Source organism: Corynebacterium aurimucosum ATCC 700975 (assembly GCF_000022905.1).
In the GTDB taxonomy this organism is placed as follows: Bacteria; Actinomycetota; Actinomycetes; order Mycobacteriales; family Mycobacteriaceae; genus Corynebacterium; species Corynebacterium aurimucosum_F.
Genome location: NC_012590.1, coordinates 1,287,790 through 1,310,162, shown reverse-complemented (window position 1 = coordinate 1,310,162; position 22,373 = coordinate 1,287,790). Strand labels below are relative to the sequence as shown.

The following is a 22,373-nucleotide window of genomic DNA, read 5'->3' as shown; positions in this document are numbered from 1 at the left end:
GCTAGCACCAGAATCACGGCTCACGGTGGGAAGATTTCCCCAGCGCGGGATAGCTTTTGCTACCTCCACGAACCGACTTCTGGCAATCCTAGCACTGGTCTGTATGCGGTGACGCAACGCGGCCCCTTTCTTTTAAAGGTTCCTGCACGTCAACGCACATGCCTTAAACAAAATACCAGGTAAACAGCGCTCCTGTTAATCCAGCACGCTGTTAATTACCCGGCGTCTTAGAACCGAAACTCTGAAGCGGTGTCGAGTACGGCTTTGCGCAGGTCAGCAACGTCGGGCCCCACCGAAAGGATGGCCCTGGAGACGTTGGCAAAGCCCAGTTCGGGCGCAGCTGCGGTGAGTTGCCTTACATCTGCGGGCGTTGCGCCTTGGGCGCCGACGCCCGGCAGCAGCACCGGACCATTTAATTGGTCTAATGCAGGCGGAGCCTCCAACGTCGCGCCCACGACCACGCCGAGAGCACCCACGGTGTTGTCTGTCCCAACCGCAGACGCATTGCGCTGAGCAAGCTCGTCGACGACTCGTTGCGCCACGCTGCGTCCGTCCACGCTCAGCGACTGCAACGCCACGGCCTCTGGGTTGGAGGTCGCCGCAAGGACAAACACGCCGCGGCCGGCGGCCTCCGCTAGGTCGAAGACTGGACTCAAAGCACCCACGCCGAGGTAGGGCGAGACCGTCACAGCATCGGAACGCAACGGCGAGTCCTCCCCCAGCCAGGCTTGTGCGTAGCCCGCCATGGTGGAACCGATGTCTCCGCGCTTCGCGTCCGCTAGGCTCAGACAGCCGTGCTCCCGAAGGCCCGCCAGGGCCTCCTCAAGAACTGCGAAGCCGCGCGAACCGAAACGCTCAAAGAAGGCCACCTGCGGCTTCACCACCGCGGCGGTCTCCGCGAAGGCCTCTACGCAGCGCAGCGTAAACGTGCGCAGACCGTCCACATCAACCGACAGCCCCCAGGCCTCCAGCAGGTGCGGGTGCGGGTCGATGCCCACGCACAGGCGCCCGCGCTCTGCACCGGCTGCTACGAGGCGCTCACCGAAAGACGGCGTCTTCCTAGTTGGCTGGGTCATGCTCAAGCTCCTGCAGCGCGCGTACCTTGAGGTCTCCACGGCGCAGGGCTTCAATACCCTGCACGGCCGCGGTCACGCCCTGGACGGTGGTCACAAGCGGAACACCCACGGATACCGCAGCAGCGCGGATGTCATAGCCATCGTGGCGGGCGCCGGCGGAGCCTGCCGGGGTGTTGAGGATGAGGTCAACCTTGCCGCCGAGGATCTGGTCCACGATGGACTCCTCGCCCTCCGTGGCCTCCGAGACCTTCCGAGCTACCTCGCACTCGACTCCGTTGCGGCGCAGCATCTGCGCAGTGCCAGCGGTAGCCACGATGGTGTAGCCCATGTAGGCCAGGCGCTGAATCGGGAAGATCAGGGTGCGCTTATCGCGGTTGGCCACGGAGACGAACACGGTGCCCTCGGTGGGCAGTTCACCGAAGGCGGCCATCTCGCCCTTGGCGTAGGCGGCGCCGAAGTTATCGGCCAGACCCATCACCTCACCGGTGGACTTCATCTCCGGGGAGAGCAAGGTATCCAGCAGCTGGCCGTCGGGGCGACGGAAGCGGTTGAACGGCAGCACGGCTTCCTTGACCGCAATCGGGTGCTCCAGGGGCAGGGAACCACCGTCGTAGGTGGACGGGATGATGCCTTCCTCGCGCAACTCGGCGATGGACGCACCCAGCATGACGCGCGCGGCTGCCTTGGCCAGCGGCACGCCGGTGGCCTTGGAGACGAAAGGCACGGTGCGGGATGCACGCGGGTTGGCCTCGATGACGTAGAGGGTGTCATCTTTCAGTGCGTACTGAACGTTCATCAGGCCCTTGACGCCGATGCCGTGCGCTAGGCGACGCGTCGACTCCCGCACCTTCTCAATATCCTCCGGGCCCAGGGTCATCGGCGGCAGCGCGCAGGAAGAGTCACCGGAGTGGATACCGGCCTCCTCGATGTGCTCCATCACGCCGCCGAGGTAGACCTCCTCGCCGTCGCACAGCGCGTCGACGTCAATCTCAATGGCGTTATCCAGGAAGCGGTCCACGAGGACCGGGTGATCCGAGGTGATTTCGGTAGCGCGTTCAATGTAATCGCGCAGCGAATCTTCGTCGTAGACGATCTCCATGCCGCGGCCGCCCAGCACGTAAGACGGGCGCACCAGCACCGGATAGCCGATATTCGAGGCGACCTGGCGGGCCTCCTCGAAGGAGGTAGCGGTGCCGAAAGCAGGTGCGGGCAGTTCGGCTTCGGCGAGCACCTTGCCGAATTCACCACGGTCCTCAGCCAAGTCGATGGCAGCGGCCGAGGTTCCCACGACCGGAACGCCAGCAGCCGTCAGGCGCTCAGCCAGCCCCAGCGGGGTTTGGCCACCCAGCTGAACGATGACGCCGGCAACCTCACCACACGCGGCTTCCGCGTGGTAGACCTCCATGACATCCTCGAAAGTCAGCGGCTCGAAGTAGAGACGGTCGGCGGTGTCATAGTCAGTAGACACCGTCTCCGGGTTGCAGTTAACCATGACCGTCTCGTAGCCCTTACGGGAAAGCTCCAGGGCGGCGTGAACGCAGGAGTAGTCAAACTCGATGCCCTGGCCGATACGGTTCGGGCCGGAGCCCAAGATGATGACCTTGCCCTTGGTCTTCTCGCTGCTCTCGCATACCTCGGACTCAGCGTTCGGGTCCATTTCATAAGCGCTGTAGTGGTACGGGGTCTGGGCCTCAAACTCACCCGCACAAGTATCAACGGTCTTGTACACCGGGCGAATGCCCAAAGACCAGCGCAGGGAGCGCACGCCGTCTTCACCGGCAAACTCTGGGCGAAGAGCCGCGATCTGGGCGTCGGACAGGCCGAAGACCTTAGCGCGGCGCAGCAATTCAGCGTCCAGGACCGGCGCGCTCACGAGCTCCTCGCGGAACTCTACGAGCGCCTCAAGTTCGGCAAGGAACCACGGGTCGATGTGCGAGTGCTCGTGCAACTGCTCCACCGTGGCACCGAGGCGCAGAGCCAGCTCGACATCGTAGATTCGGCCTTCGGTCGGGCGCTCCAGGTCCTTGAGAACGGCCTCCACGTCCGTTGCGCGCTCCCCGGCGAAGTACTCATCCGGCTTGGTCCAGAAACCAGAAGGCTTACCCTCCAGCGAGCGCATGACCTTATTCAGGCCCGAAATGTAGTTGCGGCCGATACCCATGGCCTCGCCCACAGACTTCATCGTGGTGGTCAGGGTGTCATCGGCGCCCGGGAACTTCTCAAAAGCAAAGCGCGGAGCCTTGACAATGACATAGTCAAGCGTTGGCTCGAAGGCCGCCGGGGTTACGCCAGTGATATCGTTGCGCACCTCATCCAGGGTGTAGCCAATCGCCAGCTTGGCGGCCAGCTTGGCAATCGGGAAACCTGTGGCCTTGGAGGCCAGCGCAGAGGAGCGGGACACGCGCGGGTTCATCTCAATAGTGATAATGCGGCCGTCATCTGGGTTTACAGCGAACTGGATATTACAGCCGCCGGTGTCGACGCCAACCTCGCGGATGATGGCGATACCCTGGTCGCGCATCTTCTGGTACTCGCGGTCCGTGAGGGTCAATGCCGGGGCCACGGTCACGGAGTCACCGGTGTGAACGCCGAGGGCGTCGACGTTTTCGATGGAGGCGATGACCACCACGTTATCGTCGCCGTCACGCATGAGCTCAAGCTCGAACTCCTTCCAGCCCAGGATTGACTCCTCAATGAGGACGTTCGCCTCCGGCGAGGCAGCTAAGCCGCCGCCAGCAATGCGCTCAAGGTCCTCCTCGTTGAAGGCCAGACCAGAGCCCAGGCCGCCCATGGTGAAGGATGGGCGTACAACGACCGGGAGGCCAAGCTCAGCGACAGTCTCGTGGACCTCCTCCATCGTGTGGCACACACGGGAGCGCGCGGATTCACCGCCGATGGAGGCGACAATATCCTTAAACTTCTGACGGTCCTCACCACGCTCGATGGCGTCGATATCAGCACCGATGAGCTCGATATCGTACTTCTTCAGGATGCCCAGGCGGTCCAGCTGCACCGCGGCGTTCAGAGCGGTCTGGCCGCCGAGTGTGGCCAGCACCGCGTCGATGGGGTTGCCCTCTTCCTTTTCCTTCTGGAAGATCTTCTCAATGAACTCAGGCTCAATGGGCTCCACGTAGGTGTGGTCGGAGAATTCCGGGTCCGTCATGATCGTTGCCGGGTTAGAGTTGACCAGCGTGACGCGCAGGCCTTCTTCCTTGAGCACGCGGCAAGCTTGGGTGCCGGAGTAGTCGAACTCGCAGGCCTGGCCAATAACAATCGGACCGGAGCCGATAACCAGGACGTGATTGATGTCGTTGCGCTTTGGCATGTGTTTCTTCTTCCTCTTCCTGGTTGCGTTCTACTTGTTCGGGGACTTTTCAGTCATGAGCTCGATGAACTGGTCAAAGAGCGGGTTGGCATCGTGTGGGCCGGCGGCGGACTCCGGGTGGTACTGCACGGAGTACGCCATGCCATCCTTGAGCGCAACGCCTTCGATGGTGTTGTCGTTGAGGCAGGTGTGGGAGACCACTGCCGGGCCGAAGTCGGTATCGAATTCCTCACCGGCCGGGTCTTCCTTGCCCGAGGGGCTGGCCAAGGCAAAGCCGTGGTTCTGGGAGGTGATATCGATCTTTCCGGTGAGCTGGTTGCGCACCGGAACGTTGATGCCGCGGTGGCCAAATTTCAGCTTGTAGGTCTCCATGCCCAGCGCACGGCCGAGGATCTGGTTGCCAAAGCAGATGCCGAAGAAGGGGTATTTGGCGGCAAGGATGTCGCGGACGATGCCCACCATGGTGTCAGCGGTAGCCGGGTCGCCCGGGCCGTTGGAGACAAACACGCCATCTGGGTTGTACTGCTTGATCTCCTCGAACGGGGTGTTGGCGGGAACCACGATGGTCTCGATGCCGCGCTCGGCAAAGTTCTTCGGGGTGGCGGTCTTGACTCCCATGTCATAGGCCACAACGGTAAAGCGCTTCTCCCCTACGGCCGGGAAGGTATAAACCTCATCAGTCGAGACCTCTGCCGACAGGTCGAGTCCGACCATGGAGGGCTGGTTCTTCACCTCAGCGATGAGCTCCTCGACGTCCCGCTGAGCAGCCTCGCCGGAGAAGATACCGGCCTTGATGGAGCCGTGATTGCGCAGGTGGCGCACCAAGGTGCGGGTATCGATTCCGCCAATGCCGATGATTCCCTGCTTCTCCATCTCCTCCGGTAAGGAGCGGGCGGCACGCCAGTTGGAGACGCGGCGGGCAAGGTCACGGATAACCAGGCCAGCAACCCAGATTTTGTCGTCATGGGACTCGTTGTCCTCATCGTTCCAGCCCGTATTGCCAATCTGCGGCGCGGAAGCAACGACGATCTGGCGGTTGTAGGACGGGTCCGTCATGGTCTCCTGGTAGCCCGTCATGGCGGTGGTGAAGACGGCCTCGCCCAGGGTCGTACCGGTGGCGCCGAAGCCGAAGCCTCGGAAGGTGCGGCCATCAGCGAGGACCAGGATGGCGGGGGTGGTGGTAGTGGAAGTCACTGTGTGTTGAACCTTTCAGTGAATTTTCTCGGTGAAGGGTTGGTTGTGGTGAGGATGTGCGTTGGTTACTTAAGTGTCGAGCAACTCTGATTGTCGATTATCCCGATTACTCGGCCGCCTCGCTGGCGCTTTCAGCAGCAAGGTCATAGGTCACTGCGCCACGCAGGATGGTGTAGGCCACGCGTGCACCGAATTCCTCCCCCTCATATGGGTTATTCTCCGACTTCGAAGCCAGGCGCGTGGAATCCGATACCCACTCGTGCTCCGGATCGACGATGGTGAGGTTGGCTGGCTCGCCTACCGCAATCGGGCGGCCATGACCAGGCAAGCGAGTAATCTCTGCCGGACGCTCCGACATGACGCGGGCGACGAAACGCCAGTCAGCCAGGCCGGTGGCGACGAAGAGCTTGGCGATGACCGCCAAAGAGGATTCCAGGCCCAGCATGCCCGGCTTAGCGTGCTCGAACTCGACGCACTTGTCTTCGCTGCCGTGCGGAGCGTGGTCTGTCGCCACGACGTCGATAAGCCCATCAAGCAAAGCCTGGCGCAGGGCCAGGGTGTCGGATTCCTCGCGCAGCGGTGGGTTGACGCGGAAGACGCCGTCGTAGGTCACCAGCTTGTCATCGGTCAGCAGCAGGTGGTGCGGGGTCACCTCGGCAGTCAGCGGGATGTCCTGTTCCTTGGCCCACTTGAGCAGCTCGACAGTGCCCTTCGTCGAAGCGTGGCAAATGTGCATGCGGTTGCCGTAGTCACGCGCGAGCAGTGCGTCGCGGGCGACGATGGATTCCTCGGCCACGCGCGGCCAGCCGCGCAAGCCTAGGCGTGCTGCAACCTCGCCCTCGTGGGCGCTCGCGCCTTCGGTCATGCGGTGGTCTTCTGCGTGCTGGGCCAGCAGGACATCAAGCCCCTTCGCGTATTCCAAGGCACGGCGCATGAGCTGCGGGTCCTGGACGCACTTGCCGTCGTCGGAGAACATGCGCACCTTGGCGTCCGAGCGGGCCATCATGCCAAACTCGGTCAGGGTCTTGCCCTCGAGGCCCTTCGTGATAGATCCAACCGGGTGGACATCGCACAGTCCACGTGCCTGGCCCTTAGCCCAGACGGACTCAGCGATGATTGGCTGGTCCGTCACCGGGGAGGTGTTTGCCATGGTGAACACGGCGGTAAAGCCGCCCTTGGCGGCAGCGCGCGAGCCGGTTTCGATGGTCTCAGTGTCTTCGCGGCCCGGCTCACGCAGGTGAACGTGCATGTCCACCAACCCCGGCAGCAGCACGTTGCCGCCACCGTCGATAGTGCGGTCCGCCTCAACTGCCGGGGTCACGCCCCCGGCGTCGGCGGCAGCGCTGATGGCCTCGATAACGCCATCCTTGATCAGGAGGCTAGTGGGCTCGCCTTCGCCATAAGGGCGGACGTTGGTGATGAGCAAGGTGCCCGCCGCAGGAGCCGAGAGCACGCCGGTGTCTGGATAAGTAGTCATGGTTTCTGAAAAGCTCTCCTCGTTGGTATGTGAGATAACTCGATTTAGATACCGGCGTTCTCGCCGTTCGTGAGCAGCGTAAAGAGGGTGGCCATGCGCACATGGACGCCGTTGTTGACCTGCTGGAGCACTGCGGTGTTGTCATAGTCGGCCACGGCATAGTTGATCTCCATGCCACGAACCATGGGGCCTGGGTGCATGATGATGGCATCCTTCTTCATGGCCGCGGCACGGTCCTTGGACAGCCCGTAAAGGGAGGCATATTCGCGGTGCGAAGGGAAAAAGCCGCCGTTCATGCGCTCTGCCTGAACGCGCAGCATCATGACGACGTCCGCCTCGGGCACCTCGGCGTCGAAGTCATGGGAGACCCGCACCGGCCAGGTGTCGACGCCGAAGGGCAACAACGTCGGCGGAGCGACGAGCGTGACTTCGGCTCCCAGGGTGGACAACAGGTCCACGTTGGAGCGCACGACGCGGGAGTGCAGGCAATCACCAACGATGGTGACTTTCAGTCCCTCGAAACCGGTGCCTGCGGCGGAACGATCCGCGCCCAGGTGCAGGCGCTGGCGCATCGTGACGGCGTCGAGAAGCGCCTGCGTGGGGTGCTGGTGAGAGCCATCGCCGGCGTTGATGACGCTCGGCCCCTGCCCTTCGGGTGCCACCCAGCCGGCGAGCTGCTGCGCCGCGCCCGAAGAAGGGTGACGCATGATGATGGCGTCGGCACCGATGGAAGCCAAGGTCAACCCGGTGTCCTTGAGAGACTCGCCCTTCTTGACCGAGGACGTCGACGCAGAGAGGTTGATAACATCTGCCGACATCCACTTTCCCGCCGTTTCGAAAGAAGAACGGGTGCGGGTGGAGTTTTCATAGAACAGGGTGAAAACAGTGCGCCCGCGCAGCGTGGGCAGTTTCTTGACTTCGCGGCCTTCGAGGGCTTCCCGGAAACGGTCGGCCTCATCCATCAGCCCGAGGATCTCCTCGGCGCTGTGGTCGGCGATATTAATGAGGTGCTTCATTTATGCCTCCTTGCCGGGCTGTGCAGTGAAGCGGGTAAGAACGACGGCATCGCGGCCATCGATATCGGCGTTGTACACGGTGACGTCCTCGTCGCGTGCGGTGGGGATGTTCTTGCCCACGTAATCCGCACGGATGGGAACCTGGCGGTGTCCACGGTCCACGAGGACTGCGAGCTGGATGATGTCAGGACGGCCGATGTCCGCGAGGGCATCGAGTGCGGCGCGGATGGTGCGTCCGGAGTACAGGACGTCGTCGACAAGGATGACGGTGGCGCCGTTAATGCCGCCGTCAGGCACCGTCGTAGGCTGCAATGCACGGTGCGGGCGGGCATAGAGATCATCGCGGTACAACGTGATGTCTAGGGAGCCCCAAGGAACCTCCACCCCGGAGAATTCCTCAATTTTTTCGGCAAGGCGCTGTGCCAAAGGCACGCCACCAGAGGGAATGCCTAAGAGCAGGACTCGAGGGGAATCACTCGAATCAAGCGCCGTCTTTTCAATAATCTGGTGCGCGATGCGTGCGACAGTGCGCGCGACGTCTTTCGAGCTCAGTAGTTCGTTGGACTCCGCGTGGGTGCCGGTTTCACTCATCGTGACCTCCTTCCCCGCCTCACGGTGCGGTCTTTAAAGGATGTCGGACAATGGTTAAAAGGACTTGTCTATGCTTGAAAGCCAGCACTAACCATAGCACTCTTCAGGCGTGCTGTGTACGCCCTCGCACCCCCGAATCTTTTGAGGCAGGTCCCTAGACAGTGAGTTTTACTACCCAGCACGTTGTTCCAGCCCCGCGCGAAGAGGTTTGGCAATGGCACACCCGCCCGGGAGCGCTCGCGCGCCTCACCGCGCCTTTCGGTTTCATGACTCCCCTGCAGCAGGCCGAGTCATTAGCTGATGGGACTTCTATCTTGGGGTTTCCTGGCGGCCTGAAATGGGTCGCCCGGCATGATTTGAGCAGATACCAACCGCGGCGTTCCTTCGCTGATGTCTGCATCAACGCCCCCTTCCGTTCGCTGGCCAATTGGCGCCACGAACACTTCTTTGAGGACCACCCAGAGGGCACGCTCATCACCGACAAAGTGGACACCCGCATCCCCACGGGGCCAGTGGAATCGATTTTTGCGTATCGGCAGCAACAGCTTATTGAGGACTTTCGCTTTGCTCAGCGGCTGGGCGCTCTCAACGTCGAGCCCCGCACAATCGCAATAACCGGTACGCACGGCACGATAGGAACCGCCGTTGCCGCACAGCTCGGCACGTTGGGCCACACCGTCATTCCGCTCGTGCGCTCTAACCCGGGAGCCGGCGAGCGCTTGTGGCGGCCTACCTTGCCCGCCAAAGACTTGCTGGACGGCGTTGATATCCTCATCCACCTGGCCGGCGAGCCGATTTTCGGGCGTTTTAATACCGCGCACAAAGAAGCTATTCGGGATTCACGTGTAGGCCCTACTCACCTGCTAGCGCAGCTAGCGGCCGAAACACCATCTGTGACCGCGATGGTCTGCGCCTCCGCTATCGGTATTTACGGTCCGGACCGAGGCGATGAAGAACTGACCGAAGACTCGGAGCGCGGTGAGGGCTTTCTGGCCGATGTCGTGACGGCGTGGGAGGATGCCTGCGCGCCAGCACGTGAGGCCGGAAAGCGAGTGGTAAACCTGCGCACCGGCATCGTGCAATCTGCCAACGCGGGAATTCTGCCGCTGCTGCGCGCACTGTTTTCTACCGGACTGGGCGGCTCATTTGGCAAGGGCAACATGTGGAATAGCTGGGTTGGGCAAGATGATCTCTCAGATATGTTCGTCCGCGCCGCACTCGACCCTGCCTGGAGTGGTGCCATCAACGCAGTCTCTCCCAACCCGGTGCTCAATCGCGATTATGTGGATGCCCTCGGCTCACTCCTTCATAGGCCGACCGTCATCCCCATCCCCAGCGTCGGTCCGGCGCTGCTGCTGGGTAAGGAAGGTGCGCGTGAGCTGGCTCTAGCCAACCAAAAGGTCCTACCCACGCGCGCGGAAGCACTAGGCCACACCTTCCGCTACCCCGACATCGCTCCAGCGCTCGCCCATGAGCTCGGCGGTGAAAAACTCGTCGAGGCCCCCACCTGCGCACCCGAGGCAGACGGCTCCGGTAGTGTCGGGGCCGGAAAAGATTAAGAAAAGTGTAGCGAAGTGAGTAGAAGAATTGACTGACACCACTAATCATGATGACGCGCAGCAGCGCCAGCTGGAGCCTGACACACCCATCGACGAAGTCAGCCTCGAGCGCATTGCGGAAATCTTTGAGTCAGAGGGCTTGGAATACCGCATCGAAGAGCAGAAGACCCAGGACGGCCAGACGGTCAACCTTTTGCGCACCGGCTTCTCCAACGCCGCCATCGCCTTCCAGCTGGTTGGTTCCTCCCTCATCGTCGATTCCGTATGGCGCGGCTCTGTCCCCGCCTCCGAAGGCCCTGCGCTGCTCATGCACATCAATGCCTGGAACCAGGACCACTTCACGCCGACGTTCCGCTTCTTCGAAGCGCCAGACAACGCTTTGGCGGTCTCCGGTGCGCGTGATCTGGACGTGGCCCATGGTGCATCCCGCAACCAGCTCGGCGCGTTCGTAATGTCCACCCTGGATGCCGTGTTGCAGTCCTTCGAGTGGATTGAACAGCAGTACCCGCAGCTCGTCACCTGGAAGGAGCACAACCATGACTAATCCGACAACGCCTACCGCCGAGGATCCGCACGCATTGCCGGAGGTCACCCTCGACCGCATCATCGAGGCGATGAGGACCTTCGACATCGAACTCGAACCGGTCTCCGGTCGGGACGACGCCGCTACCGCCAATCTCAACGGTCTGCCGTGCATGTTCGCCGTCCTGGAGAGCGTTGCCATCGTGCGTTGCGATGTACCGACGGACGTCAACTATGCCAAGGCTGATGCGGGACTCTTCCTCGCAGCCAACCAGATCAACTCCGTGGCTATGGGGGCACGCGCCGTCATTGCTGACTTCGATGGCATGCTGCTCGTACGCACCGAGGCTGACATTCCTTGCGCGGCCGGTATGACCGATGAACAACTCGCGGCCGCACTGCGCGCCTCCGTGGACGGCGTCATCAACGCCCAAAACGCCATGGTCGCCGCTGCCGAAGAAATGGCTAAGCTCGGTTCCGAGTCTGCCGCGCAGGCGGGCGAGGGTGCCGAGGGCGCTCAGGGTGAGCAGCAGTGACCGATCTCCACGTGGTTGAGCCGGTCACCATAGACAGGTTGGTGCAGTTGTGCGAGCTTATCGACGCCGACTATGCGCTCATCGAGGCATCCCCTGAGCCAGAAGCCGATGCTGACGCTGCCGCCGACAGCGCCGAATCCGCGCGCCGCGTGCTGCAGACCGGCGTTCCCCATATCGCGGTGCACTGTGAGCTCGACGCTGAAGGCGAGGTACTCAGTGCCTTCGCCTCGTGGGAGGGCACTCTTCCTGCACACCTCGAGCCGGAGGTGGCCGCCGTGGTGGCGGAGCTGAACTGGGCTAGCGTAGCGCCCACCTTGAGCTTCCTCGTAGAAGAGGACGCGAAGGGTAACACGGAAATCCACCTAGGTGCCAACCGCGCCATGGGCGTGGGCGAAGGCCTTTCCTTGGCCCAGCTCGGCCATTTCCTGCTGAGTTCACTGGCCAGCTTCGCTGAGTTCTTCGACGTCGTGGCACAACGCTTCCCGCAGGCCGTCACCTGGGATAAGGAGGAGCAAGCATGAGTCAGGACTCGAACCAGAACCAAAATGCATCCGCCAGTTCCGATCCTTTCGACATTCTCTCCGGATCACCGCTGGCCACCGTCGGCCGGGACCGCGTGTTGAGCGTGCTCAACGGCGCCGAGCTGGATATGGCAGCCACCGCGCACCCCGAGGATGCGACAACCGCAGTTGCCCGCCTCAACGACCTTGACTGGGTCATCACAGTGGAAGAGGGCCTCGTGCGCATCGAAAGCGTGCTGTCCACACAGCTAGACGCGGACATGCTCCCCATCTTCCATGTCCTCTGCAACGAGTTCAATTCCGGTGCTTTCGATGGGCGCGCGCTCGTCGGGCTGGTTGAGGATGAGGTTGAGCTGCGCGGTGATGCGTGCTTCGTCACCACTGCTGGCCTGAATGAGGACCAGCTCTTTCACGCACTCAACCTCGGCATCATCAATGCGCAAGAAGCGTTGCTGTCTGTTCTGGACGCGTTTAACGCCGCCGCCCGTGAGCTGGCCAGCGACGTCGATGGTACAGAGAGCGACTAGCTCTTAGTCAGCGTCCTTAATGCGCTGGCGCTCGACTTCCGGATCAAAGTCGGGCGCCGGCCATTCCAGGTCGAGGTGGCGCAAGAGATCCACGATGAGAAACTTCAGCGCCATCCGGGCATACTTCTTGTTATCGGTAGGAATGACGTACCAGGGTGCGTAGTTTTCATCCGTGCGCCGAATAGCATCCTGGTATGCCGCCATGTATTCATCCCAATAGGCGCGCTCCTCCACATCAGCTGGGTCGTATTTCCAGAACTTGTCTTCCCGCTCCGTGCGCTCCAGCAGATTCTCATTCTGGGCCTCCTTGGACAGGTGCAGGAAGATTTTGATGACCTTGACTCCCTTGGCTGTTAGTTCCAGCTCATAGTCGCGGATGGCCTCGATGCGCCGATCCACCTCTTCTTCATCCACCCACTCGTGCACGCGCTGAATGAGGACATCCTCATAGTGGGAGCGGTCGAAGGCCACGATTTGTCCCGGCTGCGGGTCGTGTTTGCGGATACGCCACAGGAAGTCATGCTCTAGCTCCTCTTCGGTAGGTTTACCGAAGCCCACAGTCGTGGTTCCTTGCGGGTCGAAGGTGCTCAATACGTGGCGGATAGCCCCGCCTTTGCCCGAGGTATCCATGCCCTGCAGGATGATGAGCACCGCTGGGGCGTCCTCACCATAGCTGCGGCCGTTGGCAAAAAGTCGCTCCTGCAGCTCATAGAGCTCATCATCGTACTTGGAGAAGCGGGCGTCGAGCGCCGCCTTATCGCCGTCGAAGCCCGGCGTTGCCGAAGCATCAACCGAGTCAATCTGAAAATTCTTGCCAGCGCGCAGCGCGAGCGCGTCCTCAATCTTGAATTTCGCCATGGACTCCACCATACCGAGACGCTGTTTAAGCACCCAGGGTGAAAAGGCCTCGCAGCAATGCGCTGAGCGCTCCTAGGCTGGCCAGCCACAGTGATAGCTTATGGGCCTTGTCCCGAGAGACGCGCCCGGCAATCTTCTTTCCTAGGAGAATGCCAACGCACATGCCAACCACCCCGCAGGGCCACACCAGCCAGTGCAAACCCTCGAAACCGCCGGAGCCCAGGAAGAACTTGGTCAATACCGACGACAAACCGCCAATGAAGAAGCAGGGCTGCAGGGTTGGCGCGAGTACCTCTTTGGGCCACCGCGCGGCCTGCGCATAGACCGTGATGACCGGGCCGGCTACGCCCGCGAGCGTGTTAGTGAACCCACCCACGATACCCGCGGAGATGGCCGGGCCCGTGCCGCTCATCTGCGGGACGAACTTGCGCCCAAAGACCACCACGGCCAGCGCAATCAACAGGGCGGCGCCGACCAGAACCAACAATGCCGCGGTATCAATGCGCGCAATAAGCAGCGCCGCCGGGATTGAGCCGAGAACCATGAAAGGGCCGATGCGCAGCCACTTTCCCCAGTCCACATTCTCACGCATCGAATAGGTCGTGAGGATGGCATTGAGGCAGGCCAAGACGTTGATGACCATGATGCCTTCGACTGGCCCGAGGAAGAGCGTCAGGATGGGCCCACCAATGAGGCCCAGCCCCATGCCGGAGACTCGCTGCAGGCAGGAGCCAGCGATGACGGTAAGGAGGACAACGAGGGGTATTGCCAGTACAGACATGTCCCCTTAGCCTCGGAAGCGTTCCATGACCGCGGCTGCCACGTGGTCTGGGAACATACCCGTGACATCGCCGCCGTACTGCGCCACCTGCTTGCACAGCGAGGAGGAGATATAGCCGTATTTCTCATCCGTCAGCAAGAAGACCGTATCGATTCCGGAAAGGCGCCGGTTCATCTGCGCCATCGGCAGCTCATACTCATAGTCCAAGGAGGAGCGCAAGCCCTTCACAATCGTGTCTATGCCATGGGCACTGGTGTAATCCACCAGTAATCCGCCCCACCAATCCACCTCGATCTCTGGGGAGACGGTACGGCGAATGAGGTCCACGCGCTCCTCCACGCTAAACAGCCCGGAAGGCTTGTCGGGGTTTCCCGTCACCAGCACCGTGACCTTGTCAAAAAGTTCGCTGGCGCGATTAAAAACGTCGACGTGTCCCAGCGTGATGGGATCGAAAGAGCCGGGGCATACGGCGTGGGTCGGCATGGCTAGTCCTCCTGGGTTCCGGTGGTATCGGTCTTCGAGCTATCCGCACTGCGGTGATAAATCGCCATATCAAAACGCGCGATGCCAAAGGTCCGCTTCTTAAGTTTCTGACCGGTGGGCTCAAAGCCTTCTGGCCACTGCGTGTGCGGCGAATCCACGTGGCGCTCAATGACAACTATCGCGTCATCATCCAGCGCCGGCTCGATGGCGGCGAGAAGCCCATCAACATCATCGAACTCATAGGGTGGATCCGCGAGCACCATGTCGAAGTAGCCGCGCGGTGCGGTGGCCAGGTAGGACGAAGCTTTCATCTCACGCACCTCGACGCGCGGGTGCTTCACCACCCCAATATTGTGGCGAATGACCTTCACGGCCGCGGCATTATTCTCCACGAGGACGACTTCCTCAGCGCCGCGGCTTGCTGCCTCCAGGCCCAAAGCGCCGGAGCCAGCAAAGAGATCCAACACGCGGGAATCAATGAACCCCCAGCGCACATTCAACGATGAGAACAGGCCCTCGCGGGCACGGTCAGACGTGGGCCTCGTCCCTGCTTCGGGCACCTTGATGGTGCGCCCACGAGCTTCTCCGGCGATGATTCTGGTCATGGCTTCTACCCTATCTCCCCTCAGTTTCCCGGGGCGACTACCCTAGTTTTTCTCCAAAAATCCCTGTTCATCTGCGCTCAGGTTGTGCGTCAGCTCCTCCGCTAATTCGGGATTGCGCTCGACCAACGCGGCGGCATCAGAATGCGTGCGCTCGACGATGTCCCGATCATTGATGAGGTCCAGCAACTTCAGCGTGCGTTTCGTGCCGGATTGCAGTGTTCCCAGGATATCGCCTTCGTGGCGCTGCTGAAGGTCGAGCTCAGCTAGGTCAAAACCAGATGGCGTATCCGCGATAGCTTTGATGCGCCGGAAAGACTTGCTATCAGGCTCAGCCGTCGTGTGCAGCAAACACACCGATTCATTGCCGCCGCGCCCCACGCGCCCGCGCAACTGGTGCAGCTGCGAGACTCCGAAGTTCTCCGATTCTCGGATCAGCATGACGGTGGCATTGGGAACATCGACGCCGACCTCAATGACTGTGGTGGCTACAAGGACGTCAATCTCCCCGCGCGCGAAGCTCTCCATTACTTGGTCCTTATCGGGCATCTTGCCGTGGAGCATTTCCACCCGCAGTCCGCGCAAGGGAAGGTTGCGCAGTTGGAGCGACATGGTTTCCACGCCGCCCTCTCCTTCAATCCGTGGGCAGACGATATAGGCTTGGTGCCCCTTGTCCACCTCTTCCCGGATGCGCTCGATGGCGCGGCGTACCCACTCCGGCTTCCATTCGGGAACCACCGCGGACAAGATGGGCTTGCGCCCACCGGGAAGTTCCTTGAGTGTCGAGACAGCCAAATCACCGAACACCGTCATGGCAATCGTGCGCGGGATAGGTGTCGCAGTCATCACCAACAGGTGTGGGCTGGTTCCCTCCCGAGTTTTGGTGCGCAGGCTATCGCGCTGTTCAACGCCAAAGCGGTGTTGCTCATCCACGATGACCAGGCCCAAATCGAAGAATTCAACGCTGTCCTGGATGATGGCGTGGGTGCCAATCACGATATCGGCCTCGCCAGAGACAATCTCCAACAGAGCTTTGCGTTTCTCCGCTGTCTTCATCGAACCCGTTAGGACCGTGACGGTGACACCATCCGGAACGCTGGCGCTTATCGACGCTCCATGCTGCGCCGCCAGAACCTCCGTCGGTGCCAAGAGCGCGGCCTGCTTGCCGGCGTCTACCGCTTGCAGCATGGCGCACGTGGCAACGAGCGTCTTGCCCGAACCGACCTCGCCTTGTAACAGCCGCATCATGGGCGCGGTGCCGCACAGATCTGCGTCGATCTCGCCGATGACTCGTCGTTGACCGTCGGTCAGCGCGAAGGGTAGCCCACTGAGCAGCTCATCGCGGTAGCCTTCCAGAATCGCCGGCATTGGGGTTGCCGTGCGCGCCTTCACATCGCGCTGCCGCAAGGCCATAACTAGGCCAACCGATAAGGCTTCGTTGTACTTAAGCCGCTGGATGGCGCGCTCCGGACCATTGTCCCCCGGTTCGTGGATCTCACGCACGGCTTGATCCAGCGTCACCATCATCCGGTAGTCCAGCGGCTCCGGGATCGGCGGGGTGTGCTCGAGCACTTTGTGGATAGCGCCCATGATGTACCACGACGTCACCTTTCCGCTAGCCGGGTACACGGGAATCCATTCGCGCTGTAGGAAGGTCTCCAACGAGCCGAACTGAGAGAGCTTCTTCAGCGAACCTGTCCCCTGCCCAGTCGTGCTATCCAGCAGGGACTCCTGGTAGCGGCCGGGATCGAGGATGAGAAAATCGGGGTGCTGCAAGCTGGGGTATCCCCGGAAGTATTTCAGCTTGCCGGAGAGCATGACGCGCATGCCGCGCCCCAGCACGCGCTGCACGTAGTGTGCATTGAAAAAGGAGGCTTGGACTCCGCTATCCATGTAGAGGATAAACACCATGGCTTTAGAGGTGTGCTTAACGCGGAGATCTTCGATAACGCCAGTGATGGTGACGTGATCACCATCCTCAGCACCGCCGAGGCCCACGTCCTTATTGTGGCGGATGTAATCACGCGGATAGTGGCTGAGCAGCTCCCCGCACGTGGTGTATCCGAAGGCGCGCTTGAAAGCCGCGGCATCCTTCTTTGCCAAGATTTCCGTCAGTGCGCGGTCATCCTGCCAGCCCAACATGGCCTACTCCACCCCAATCTCTGTGCGCAGTCCAGGCACGTGCAGAACGACGACATCAACCCCCAGTTCACGGGCTAACTCCTCTTCCTCTATCTCAAGGCCAGTCAGCACCGTGATCTGCTCGCCGCCATAGCCCAGCTGAGTACGGCATGCCTCTAGAATCCCAGCCACGCTTTCTCTATCTGGGTAGGCCACCCGCATGGAGCCGGCAGCATCCTTCATAGCGGCGAGCACGTCGTCGGTCTGCGCAGAACTCGGCGCATAAACCGAAAGCGCCGCGAGCCCGGCCACCAGGGAATCGGTCGGAATGACAGTAGCCTTACCCGGGTCACCACCGCAGCCATTGGGCAAAAAAAGATCTTCCTCCCCGGCGCTCTGCAGTTCCTCGCCGGGCTTGACGACGTCCGCCCCCGCCTTCTCAAAAAGCTCCCGCGCGGCCCCTTCAGGCACCGCAGCAAAGATACGCCGATGCGTGCCCCCGCCACCAGCAGAATCTTCGCAGCTGGCCGCCTGACCCGCCTGCGGTAGCGCTTCAAGCCGAAGGTTGCTGACCTTTCCCAGGGCATAGGCCTTTTCGATCACGGCCCCCGCCTCAGCGCTATGGATGTGCACGCTGGCGGAGGTTTCCGTCGCCCGCGCAATGACGAGACTATTGCCCAGCGGAGCCAAGGCCTCTTCGATGTCGCTCAGGCTGCCCTCAAAGAAGAAAAGAGCTTCAATCTCTGCGAGCACTTCTCCTGCCTGCGGCTCCCGCGCCGCAGACTCCTCGGAGCGAAGAGGCACCGACCTCGTCAGCGGTTGGCTGACGGGGGCGTGCCCTGTGACCTGAGCGAGCAAGCACTCGAGCAAAATTACGAAGCCGGTTCCGCCGGCATCCACAACGCCGGCTTCGCGCAGAGCTGGCAGTTGAGAAGGGGTCTCAGCAAGAGCCTTACTTGCGGCCTCGACCGCCGCGAGCAGGATGCCGTGGAGCTCGGCCCCAGATTCCCCGGCGGCCTGACTGGCGGCGGTAGCCGCGGCTCGCAGCACGGTAATAATCGTTCCTTCCACCGGTGCGGCAAGCGCGCGGTCCACCAAAGTGACGGCCAAGGTCAAAGCATCTGCGAGTACTGCACCGTCCACGCGCGAATCCGTCGTGGCATCGGCAACCCCCCGCAGCACCTGGGAGAGCACCATCCCCGAATTGCCGCGCGCACCGCGCACCGAGCCGATGGCCAGGGCCTCGGCCACGTCCACCTCGCCCTTATTGGCCTCCGCCAACGCGGACTCCATCGTGTGCGCCATGTTGGATCCCGTGTCGGAATCGGGCACTGGGAAAACGTTGAGGGCATTGATTTCAACGCGGCGGCGCTGCAGCTCCTCCACGGTTCGGGCGGCCCACTCGTGGAGGCCACGAGCATCCAACTCAGCGGGATAAGACATGTTGGCTAGTCTACAAGCGCCAGTCCACCGCGGGGACGCCACGGGCCTCTAAAGCAGCGTTTGCCCGGGAAAAAGGATGCGAGCCAAAGAATCCACGCCGGGCTGACAGCGGCGAAGGATGCGGGGAGGTGATGCACTCCGTACCCGGCAGGAAGGCTTGGCAGGCTTGGGCATCGCGGCCCCATAGGATGGCCACGATATCGCGCCCCGCCAGTGCTCTGATCGCGGCCTCAGTAATCGCTTCCCACCCGAGCCTGCGGTGCGAACCCGCCTGGCCCGGGGCCACGGTGAGCACTCGGTTGAGCAGCAGCACTCCTTGCTCAAACCAGGCCCGTAGATCACCATCTGCACGGCCGGGGATACCGAGGTCGTCGCCAAGCTCGGCGTAAATATTCTTCAGCGAACGCGGGGCCGGCACGCCCGAGCGAGTGGAGAAAGACAAGCCCATGGCATGCCCCGGCGTGGGATAGGGATCCTGGCCCACGATGAGCACCCGCACGTCCTCGAGCGGCATCGACAGGGCGGCGAATACATCCTCGGCGGGCGGCAAGAACTCTGCGCCGATCTCGCGCTCAATGCGTGGGAGGTTGTCCTCCAGTGCCTGCCGGATGTGGGGCATCCACGAGTAGTGAATGTGGGAGGTATCGATGTGGCTCACGCGAATCCCTCCCAGCCCCCGTTATAGCGAGGTTCCTCTCCGTCAATGGTCACGCCGGTACCGCGCATCACCCGGCCAATTTCCCGGAAACCAGAGGGAGCGGACTTGTACGTGGTAGCCAACAGCGTGTGGTCCTCGCCGCCTGTCAGGACCCATTCCCAAGGATCGATATCCAGCAACGCACCGGCGGCAGCCAGGAGCGGGTCAGGAGCAATCGCTCCGCGGTCGAGGTCGATGTGCACCCCGGAGCGTTGTGCCAAATGCCCCACATCACGCACTAAGCCATCCGAATTATCCGTCATCGACGTCGAACCAGTTGCCCGCGCGATGACACCACGCCCCGGAGTGAGGGAGGGAGCGCAATGGGCGTCGACCAAAGGCCAGAATTCCTCTAACTCCGGCGGCAATGCGCGGCCATAACGTTGCAATAGGGCCAGGCCCGCCCCGGAATACCCAATCTTGCCGTGTGCTACCAGCTTCTGGCCCGCCCGCGCACCATCCAAGGTCAGCGCTGCACCACTTCCGCCTAGGGAACCTAACGCCGTAACATTGATGATCAAGCTCTCGCTGCGGGTCAGATCACCGCCTACGAGCTCCGCGTTATATACCGCGCAGCGCTCAGCGATGCCCTGTGCAATCCCCCGCACGAAGTCCACCGGGGTATCACCCGGGGCGGCAATCGCCAGCAGTGCCGCTGTGGGGCGCGCGCCCATTGCCTCAATATCCGCGAAATTGCGCACGATGGCTTTCTGCCCGATCTCGGCGGCGGTAGACCAGTCCCGTCTAAAGTGTCGGCCTTCGACCATCATGTCCGTGGCCGCCACCGTGCGGGAATTGGGTGCCGCCGGGTACAGCACCGCCGCATCGTCGCCGTTGAGCGCGCTCGGGGCTGCGGTGACAATCTCATGGATAACGTGCCGTTCACCGGCTTGATCGAGGGTATGGGACAAACCCACCGTCACGGACTCCTTTTCCTTGCGCGGGCCACACGCCACTCGTGCGCGCGTAGTCCACGTTCGTTCTTCTCGGGCTATCAGCGATAGGATAAGCCCCTATGGATACCCAATTTAACCGCACCGCTATTTACATCTCACTCGGGATCTCCATCGCGATGGTCTTCGCGGTGATTTTTGGGGCCAAATACGTATTCACCAGCGCCGCGCAACAACCGGTGGCGCTGCCTCCCACTCCCTCCGAAGCGGCGGACTCCCCCGAGTGCGCCGCTGTCGTCGATGCGCTGCCAGACAAGCTCATGGGCTACCCGCGCGTCGACCTAGTTGATCCTGCCCCGGCGGGCGCCGCCGCGTGGGCACAAAGCTCGGAGGACAAAGTGACGCTGCGCTGTGGTGTTGACCTGCCGCAGCAGTTTACCGACTACTCGCGCACCGTCGAGTCCGACGGCGAATCGTGGCTACAGGTCATCGACGCCACCCCCGGCTCCAACCTCACAACGTGGTACAGCACGAAGCACACCCCCGCCATCGCAGTGACAACCTCCTCGGAGGACGCCCAAGATGACGCTCCGGAGGGGCTAAAAGAAGCCTTCAAGCAACTAGAAAAGAAGTCTCAGAAGGCCAATCCAGCGCCGCTATCGCAGCTACAGGCAGGGCCGGATTCCATGTGTCCCGCGCTAGAAAAGGCGCTGCCGGAAACACTTGCGGAGGGCTATGAGCGCCGCACGGATGTGGGCGATAAGAACACCTGGGTGTATAGCGCGCCGGGTCAGGAAGAGATTGTTGTGCGCTGCGGCGTGGCCTCTCCGGAGAACTACCGCGCAGGTGTTCAGCTCCAGCAGGTTAATGACGTGCCGTGGTTCGAGGACACCACGCTCGCGGAGGGCACCACGGCCGGCACATGGTTCGCGCTCGGCCGGGCGGAGGACCTCGCGTTGTCTGCCCCGCAGGATGCTGCGAATTCCGCGCTGGTGCGGCTTAGCGACGCCCTCGTGGCAGCCACCCCCTCCCAGTAGGAGTCGGAAGCGCGGCCTACATCGTCACCCTAGGAACGCGCGAGGGCGGTCTGAATAAGGGTGTCGAGCAACTCGGCATAACCTACCCCTACCGCAGCAAAGACCTGGGGGTACATAGAAATCGGGGTGAAGCCGGGGAAGGTATTCACCTCGTTGATGCAGTAGGAATAATCACTGACGAAGAAATCCACGCGCGATAGGCCCGAGGCACCCAGCGCCCGGAAAGCCTCAATAGCGCGCTGTCGAAGTTCGGCAGTCAGCTCCTCACTCAACGGGGCGGGAATTGCTGCCGAGACGCCCTCGTCGATGTACTTGGCATCGAAATCATAAAAGCCTTCCTCAGACTCCGTGGTGCCCAGGATCTTGGCAGGGACAGAGGCCTGGAGGCTGCCGTCTGGGCGTTCGAGAACTCCCACCTCCACCTCGGCGCCGCTGATTTCTGGCTCGATGAGAACCTTGTCATCGGATTCATAGGCCAGGGTTAGTGCTGCTTCAAGGTCTTCCCACGCGGAGACCTTGGACACGCCAATGGAGGATCCGCCCCGCGCCGGCTTCACAAAGACGGGCAGACCAAGGCGTTCCTTTTGGAGGTCGTCAAGCGTGGCTTCCCCAGTGAGTACTTCTTGCGGCGCTACCGGAAGGCCTTCCGCGACCAGAAGCTTCTTGGTGAACTCCTTGTCCATTCCCACAGCCGAAGCCAATACGCCTGCGCCGACGTAGGGAATTCCGGAAAGCTCAAAGAGGCCCTGCACTGTGCCGTCTTCCCCATAGGGGCCGTGCAGCACTGGGACGATGACATCGACCTCTGTGTAGTGCTCGTGGCGGGTGACATTGTGGATACGCCCACGCGTGGCAGGGTTGAGGGATAACGCCAGCTCATCGTGGAGTTCTACTTCGGGCAGGCGCCCGTCAACAATGTTGAGCCCCGCGCGGTTGCCCTGCGTCCAGGTGCCTTCCCGCGTAATGCCGATGGGCACGACTTCATATTTTTCCGGATCAAGGTGCTCCATGATGGCGCCGGCGGAAATGCACGACACCGAATGCTCGGAGCTGCGACCGCCGTATACAACGGCAACGCGCACAGGTTTCGCTTCAGTCATACCGAGCAACTTTA

21 protein-coding genes are annotated in these 22,373 nt (G+C 61.8%); 6 read left to right on the top strand and 15 right to left on the bottom strand.

What is annotated here, in order from left to right; all coding sequences use genetic code 11:
- Positions 1-227 precede the first annotated feature (227 nt).
- The 6 genes from pyrF to pyrR form a co-directional block, all read right to left on the bottom strand.
- Positions 228-1,076 carry an orotidine-5'-phosphate decarboxylase gene (gene pyrF, locus CAURI_RS06170; RefSeq protein WP_010186802.1) on the bottom strand — a complete coding sequence of 283 codons (849 nt, stop codon included), beginning with the start codon at positions 1,074-1,076 and terminating at the stop codon, positions 228-230.
- The gene (carB, locus tag CAURI_RS06165; RefSeq protein ID WP_010186805.1) at positions 1,060-4,401 is read right to left on the bottom strand and encodes a carbamoyl-phosphate synthase large subunit; all 3,342 of its coding nucleotides are present in this window, start codon (positions 4,399-4,401) and stop codon (positions 1,060-1,062) included. The genes pyrF and carB overlap by 17 nt, the downstream gene beginning before the upstream one ends.
- A gap of 30 nt (positions 4,402-4,431) precedes the next feature.
- Positions 4,432-5,595, bottom strand: a complete 1,164-nt coding sequence (gene carA / locus CAURI_RS06160; protein WP_010186808.1) for a glutamine-hydrolyzing carbamoyl-phosphate synthase small subunit — start codon at positions 5,593-5,595, stop codon at positions 4,432-4,434.
- A 106-nt stretch (positions 5,596-5,701) separates the two neighbouring features.
- Positions 5,702-7,072 carry a dihydroorotase gene (locus tag CAURI_RS06155; RefSeq protein ID WP_010186810.1) on the bottom strand — a complete coding sequence of 457 codons (1,371 nt, stop codon included), beginning with the start codon at positions 7,070-7,072 and terminating at the stop codon, positions 5,702-5,704.
- Positions 7,073-7,116: 44 nt separating this feature from the next.
- A complete protein-coding gene (locus CAURI_RS06150) occupies positions 7,117-8,088 on the bottom strand; it encodes an aspartate carbamoyltransferase catalytic subunit (protein WP_010186812.1) in 972 nt (323 codons plus the stop codon).
- On the bottom strand, positions 8,089-8,679 hold the full coding sequence (pyrR, locus tag CAURI_RS06145) for a bifunctional pyr operon transcriptional regulator/uracil phosphoribosyltransferase PyrR (RefSeq protein WP_010186814.1): 591 nt from the start codon (positions 8,677-8,679) through the stop codon (positions 8,089-8,091). It abuts the gene before it with no gap.
- Between the two features lie 161 nt (positions 8,680-8,840).
- Here pyrR and CAURI_RS06140 point away from each other — a divergent pair, with 161 nt between their 5' ends.
- The 5 genes from CAURI_RS06140 to CAURI_RS06120 are packed head-to-tail and all read left to right on the top strand — an operon-like array spanning position 8,841 to position 12,344.
- The gene (locus CAURI_RS06140; protein WP_010186816.1) at positions 8,841-10,238 is read left to right on the top strand and encodes a TIGR01777 family oxidoreductase; all 1,398 of its coding nucleotides are present in this window, start codon (positions 8,841-8,843) and stop codon (positions 10,236-10,238) included.
- A gap of 28 nt (positions 10,239-10,266) precedes the next feature.
- Positions 10,267-10,782: a YbjN domain-containing protein gene (locus tag CAURI_RS06135; RefSeq protein WP_010186821.1), complete on the top strand. Its 516-nt coding sequence runs from the start codon at positions 10,267-10,269 to the stop codon at positions 10,780-10,782.
- Positions 10,775-11,296, top strand: a complete 522-nt coding sequence (locus tag CAURI_RS06130; RefSeq protein ID WP_010186826.1) for a YbjN domain-containing protein — start codon at positions 10,775-10,777, stop codon at positions 11,294-11,296. The genes CAURI_RS06135 and CAURI_RS06130 overlap by 8 nt, the downstream gene beginning before the upstream one ends.
- Positions 11,293-11,817: a hypothetical protein gene (locus CAURI_RS06125; protein WP_010186829.1), complete on the top strand. Its 525-nt coding sequence runs from the start codon at positions 11,293-11,295 to the stop codon at positions 11,815-11,817. The genes CAURI_RS06130 and CAURI_RS06125 overlap by 4 nt, the downstream gene beginning before the upstream one ends.
- Positions 11,814-12,344, top strand: coding sequence for a hypothetical protein (locus CAURI_RS06120; RefSeq protein ID WP_010186831.1), 531 nt, complete (start codon positions 11,814-11,816; stop codon positions 12,342-12,344). The genes CAURI_RS06125 and CAURI_RS06120 overlap by 4 nt, the downstream gene beginning before the upstream one ends.
- Before the next feature lie 3 nt (positions 12,345-12,347).
- Here the strand turns inward: CAURI_RS06120 and CAURI_RS06115 are convergent, their stop codons facing one another.
- Genes CAURI_RS06115 through CAURI_RS06080 form a run of 8 tightly spaced genes read right to left on the bottom strand, consistent with a single transcriptional unit; the run spans position 12,348 to position 20,252 of the window.
- A complete protein-coding gene (locus CAURI_RS06115; RefSeq protein WP_029158842.1) occupies positions 12,348-13,202 on the bottom strand; it encodes a PPK2 family polyphosphate kinase in 855 nt (284 codons plus the stop codon).
- 25 nt (positions 13,203-13,227) lie between these two features.
- Positions 13,228-13,983, bottom strand: coding sequence for a sulfite exporter TauE/SafE family protein (locus CAURI_RS06110; RefSeq protein ID WP_010186835.1), 756 nt, complete (start codon positions 13,981-13,983; stop codon positions 13,228-13,230).
- 6 nt (positions 13,984-13,989) lie between these two features.
- The gene (gene coaD, locus CAURI_RS06105) at positions 13,990-14,466 is read right to left on the bottom strand and encodes a pantetheine-phosphate adenylyltransferase (protein ID WP_010186837.1); all 477 of its coding nucleotides are present in this window, start codon (positions 14,464-14,466) and stop codon (positions 13,990-13,992) included.
- Positions 14,467-14,468: 2 nt separating this feature from the next.
- Positions 14,469-15,071 carry a 16S rRNA (guanine(966)-N(2))-methyltransferase RsmD gene (rsmD, locus tag CAURI_RS06100; RefSeq protein ID WP_010186838.1) on the bottom strand — a complete coding sequence of 201 codons (603 nt, stop codon included), beginning with the start codon at positions 15,069-15,071 and terminating at the stop codon, positions 14,469-14,471.
- Positions 15,072-15,113: 42 nt separating this feature from the next.
- Complete coding sequence (locus tag CAURI_RS06095) at positions 15,114-17,210, bottom strand: ATP-dependent DNA helicase RecG (RefSeq protein ID WP_010186840.1); 2,097 nt, start codon at positions 17,208-17,210, stop codon at positions 15,114-15,116.
- Positions 17,211-17,213: 3 nt separating this feature from the next.
- Positions 17,214-18,632, bottom strand: coding sequence for a DAK2 domain-containing protein (locus CAURI_RS06090; protein WP_010186842.1), 1,419 nt, complete (start codon positions 18,630-18,632; stop codon positions 17,214-17,216).
- Positions 18,633-18,642: 10 nt separating this feature from the next.
- Positions 18,643-19,251, bottom strand: coding sequence for a uracil-DNA glycosylase (locus CAURI_RS06085; RefSeq protein ID WP_236660879.1), 609 nt, complete (start codon positions 19,249-19,251; stop codon positions 18,643-18,645).
- Between the two features lie 35 nt (positions 19,252-19,286).
- Positions 19,287-20,252, bottom strand: coding sequence for a thiamine-phosphate kinase (locus tag CAURI_RS06080; protein ID WP_010186845.1), 966 nt, complete (start codon positions 20,250-20,252; stop codon positions 19,287-19,289).
- 92 nt (positions 20,253-20,344) lie between these two features.
- Here CAURI_RS06080 and CAURI_RS06075 point away from each other — a divergent pair, with 92 nt between their 5' ends.
- Positions 20,345-21,259 carry a DUF3515 domain-containing protein gene (locus CAURI_RS06075; protein WP_010186847.1) on the top strand — a complete coding sequence of 305 codons (915 nt, stop codon included), beginning with the start codon at positions 20,345-20,347 and terminating at the stop codon, positions 21,257-21,259.
- Positions 21,260-21,288: 29 nt separating this feature from the next.
- Here CAURI_RS06075 and CAURI_RS06070 read toward each other — a convergent pair whose 3' ends face one another.
- Positions 21,289-22,359, bottom strand: a complete 1,071-nt coding sequence (locus CAURI_RS06070; protein WP_010186850.1) for a D-alanine--D-alanine ligase family protein — start codon at positions 22,357-22,359, stop codon at positions 21,289-21,291.
- Positions 22,360-22,373: the final 14 nt, after the last annotated feature.

Coding starts and splice junctions, on each gene's coding strand:
- pyrF (WP_010186802.1), bottom strand. CDS start 1,076: ATGACCCAGCCAACTAGGAAGACGCCGTCTTTCGGTGAGCGCCTCGTA.
- carB (WP_010186805.1), bottom strand. CDS start 4,401: ATGCCAAAGCGCAACGACATCAATCACGTCCTGGTTATCGGCTCCGGT.
- CAURI_RS06155 (WP_010186810.1), bottom strand. CDS start 7,072: ATGACTACTTATCCAGACACCGGCGTGCTCTCGGCTCCTGCGGCGGGC.
- CAURI_RS06150 (WP_010186812.1), bottom strand. CDS start 8,088: ATGAAGCACCTCATTAATATCGCCGACCACAGCGCCGAGGAGATCCTC.
- pyrR (WP_010186814.1), bottom strand. CDS start 8,679: ATGAGTGAAACCGGCACCCACGCGGAGTCCAACGAACTACTGAGCTCG.
- CAURI_RS06130 (WP_010186826.1), top strand. CDS start 10,775: ATGACTAATCCGACAACGCCTACCGCCGAGGATCCGCACGCATTGCCG.
- CAURI_RS06120 (WP_010186831.1), top strand. CDS start 11,814: ATGAGTCAGGACTCGAACCAGAACCAAAATGCATCCGCCAGTTCCGAT.
- CAURI_RS06115 (WP_029158842.1), bottom strand. CDS start 13,202: ATGGCGAAATTCAAGATTGAGGACGCGCTCGCGCTGCGCGCTGGCAAG.
- CAURI_RS06110 (WP_010186835.1), bottom strand. CDS start 13,983: ATGTCTGTACTGGCAATACCCCTCGTTGTCCTCCTTACCGTCATCGCT.
- coaD (WP_010186837.1), bottom strand. CDS start 14,466: ATGCCGACCCACGCCGTATGCCCCGGCTCTTTCGATCCCATCACGCTG.
- rsmD (WP_010186838.1), bottom strand. CDS start 15,071: ATGACCAGAATCATCGCCGGAGAAGCTCGTGGGCGCACCATCAAGGTG.
- CAURI_RS06095 (WP_010186840.1), bottom strand. CDS start 17,210: ATGTTGGGCTGGCAGGATGACCGCGCACTGACGGAAATCTTGGCAAAG.
- CAURI_RS06090 (WP_010186842.1), bottom strand. CDS start 18,632: ATGTCTTATCCCGCTGAGTTGGATGCTCGTGGCCTCCACGAGTGGGCC.
- CAURI_RS06085 (WP_236660879.1), bottom strand. CDS start 19,251: ATGCCCCACATCCGGCAGGCACTGGAGGACAACCTCCCACGCATTGAG.
- CAURI_RS06075 (WP_010186847.1), top strand. CDS start 20,345: ATGGATACCCAATTTAACCGCACCGCTATTTACATCTCACTCGGGATC.
- CAURI_RS06070 (WP_010186850.1), bottom strand. CDS start 22,359: ATGACTGAAGCGAAACCTGTGCGCGTTGCCGTTGTATACGGCGGTCGC.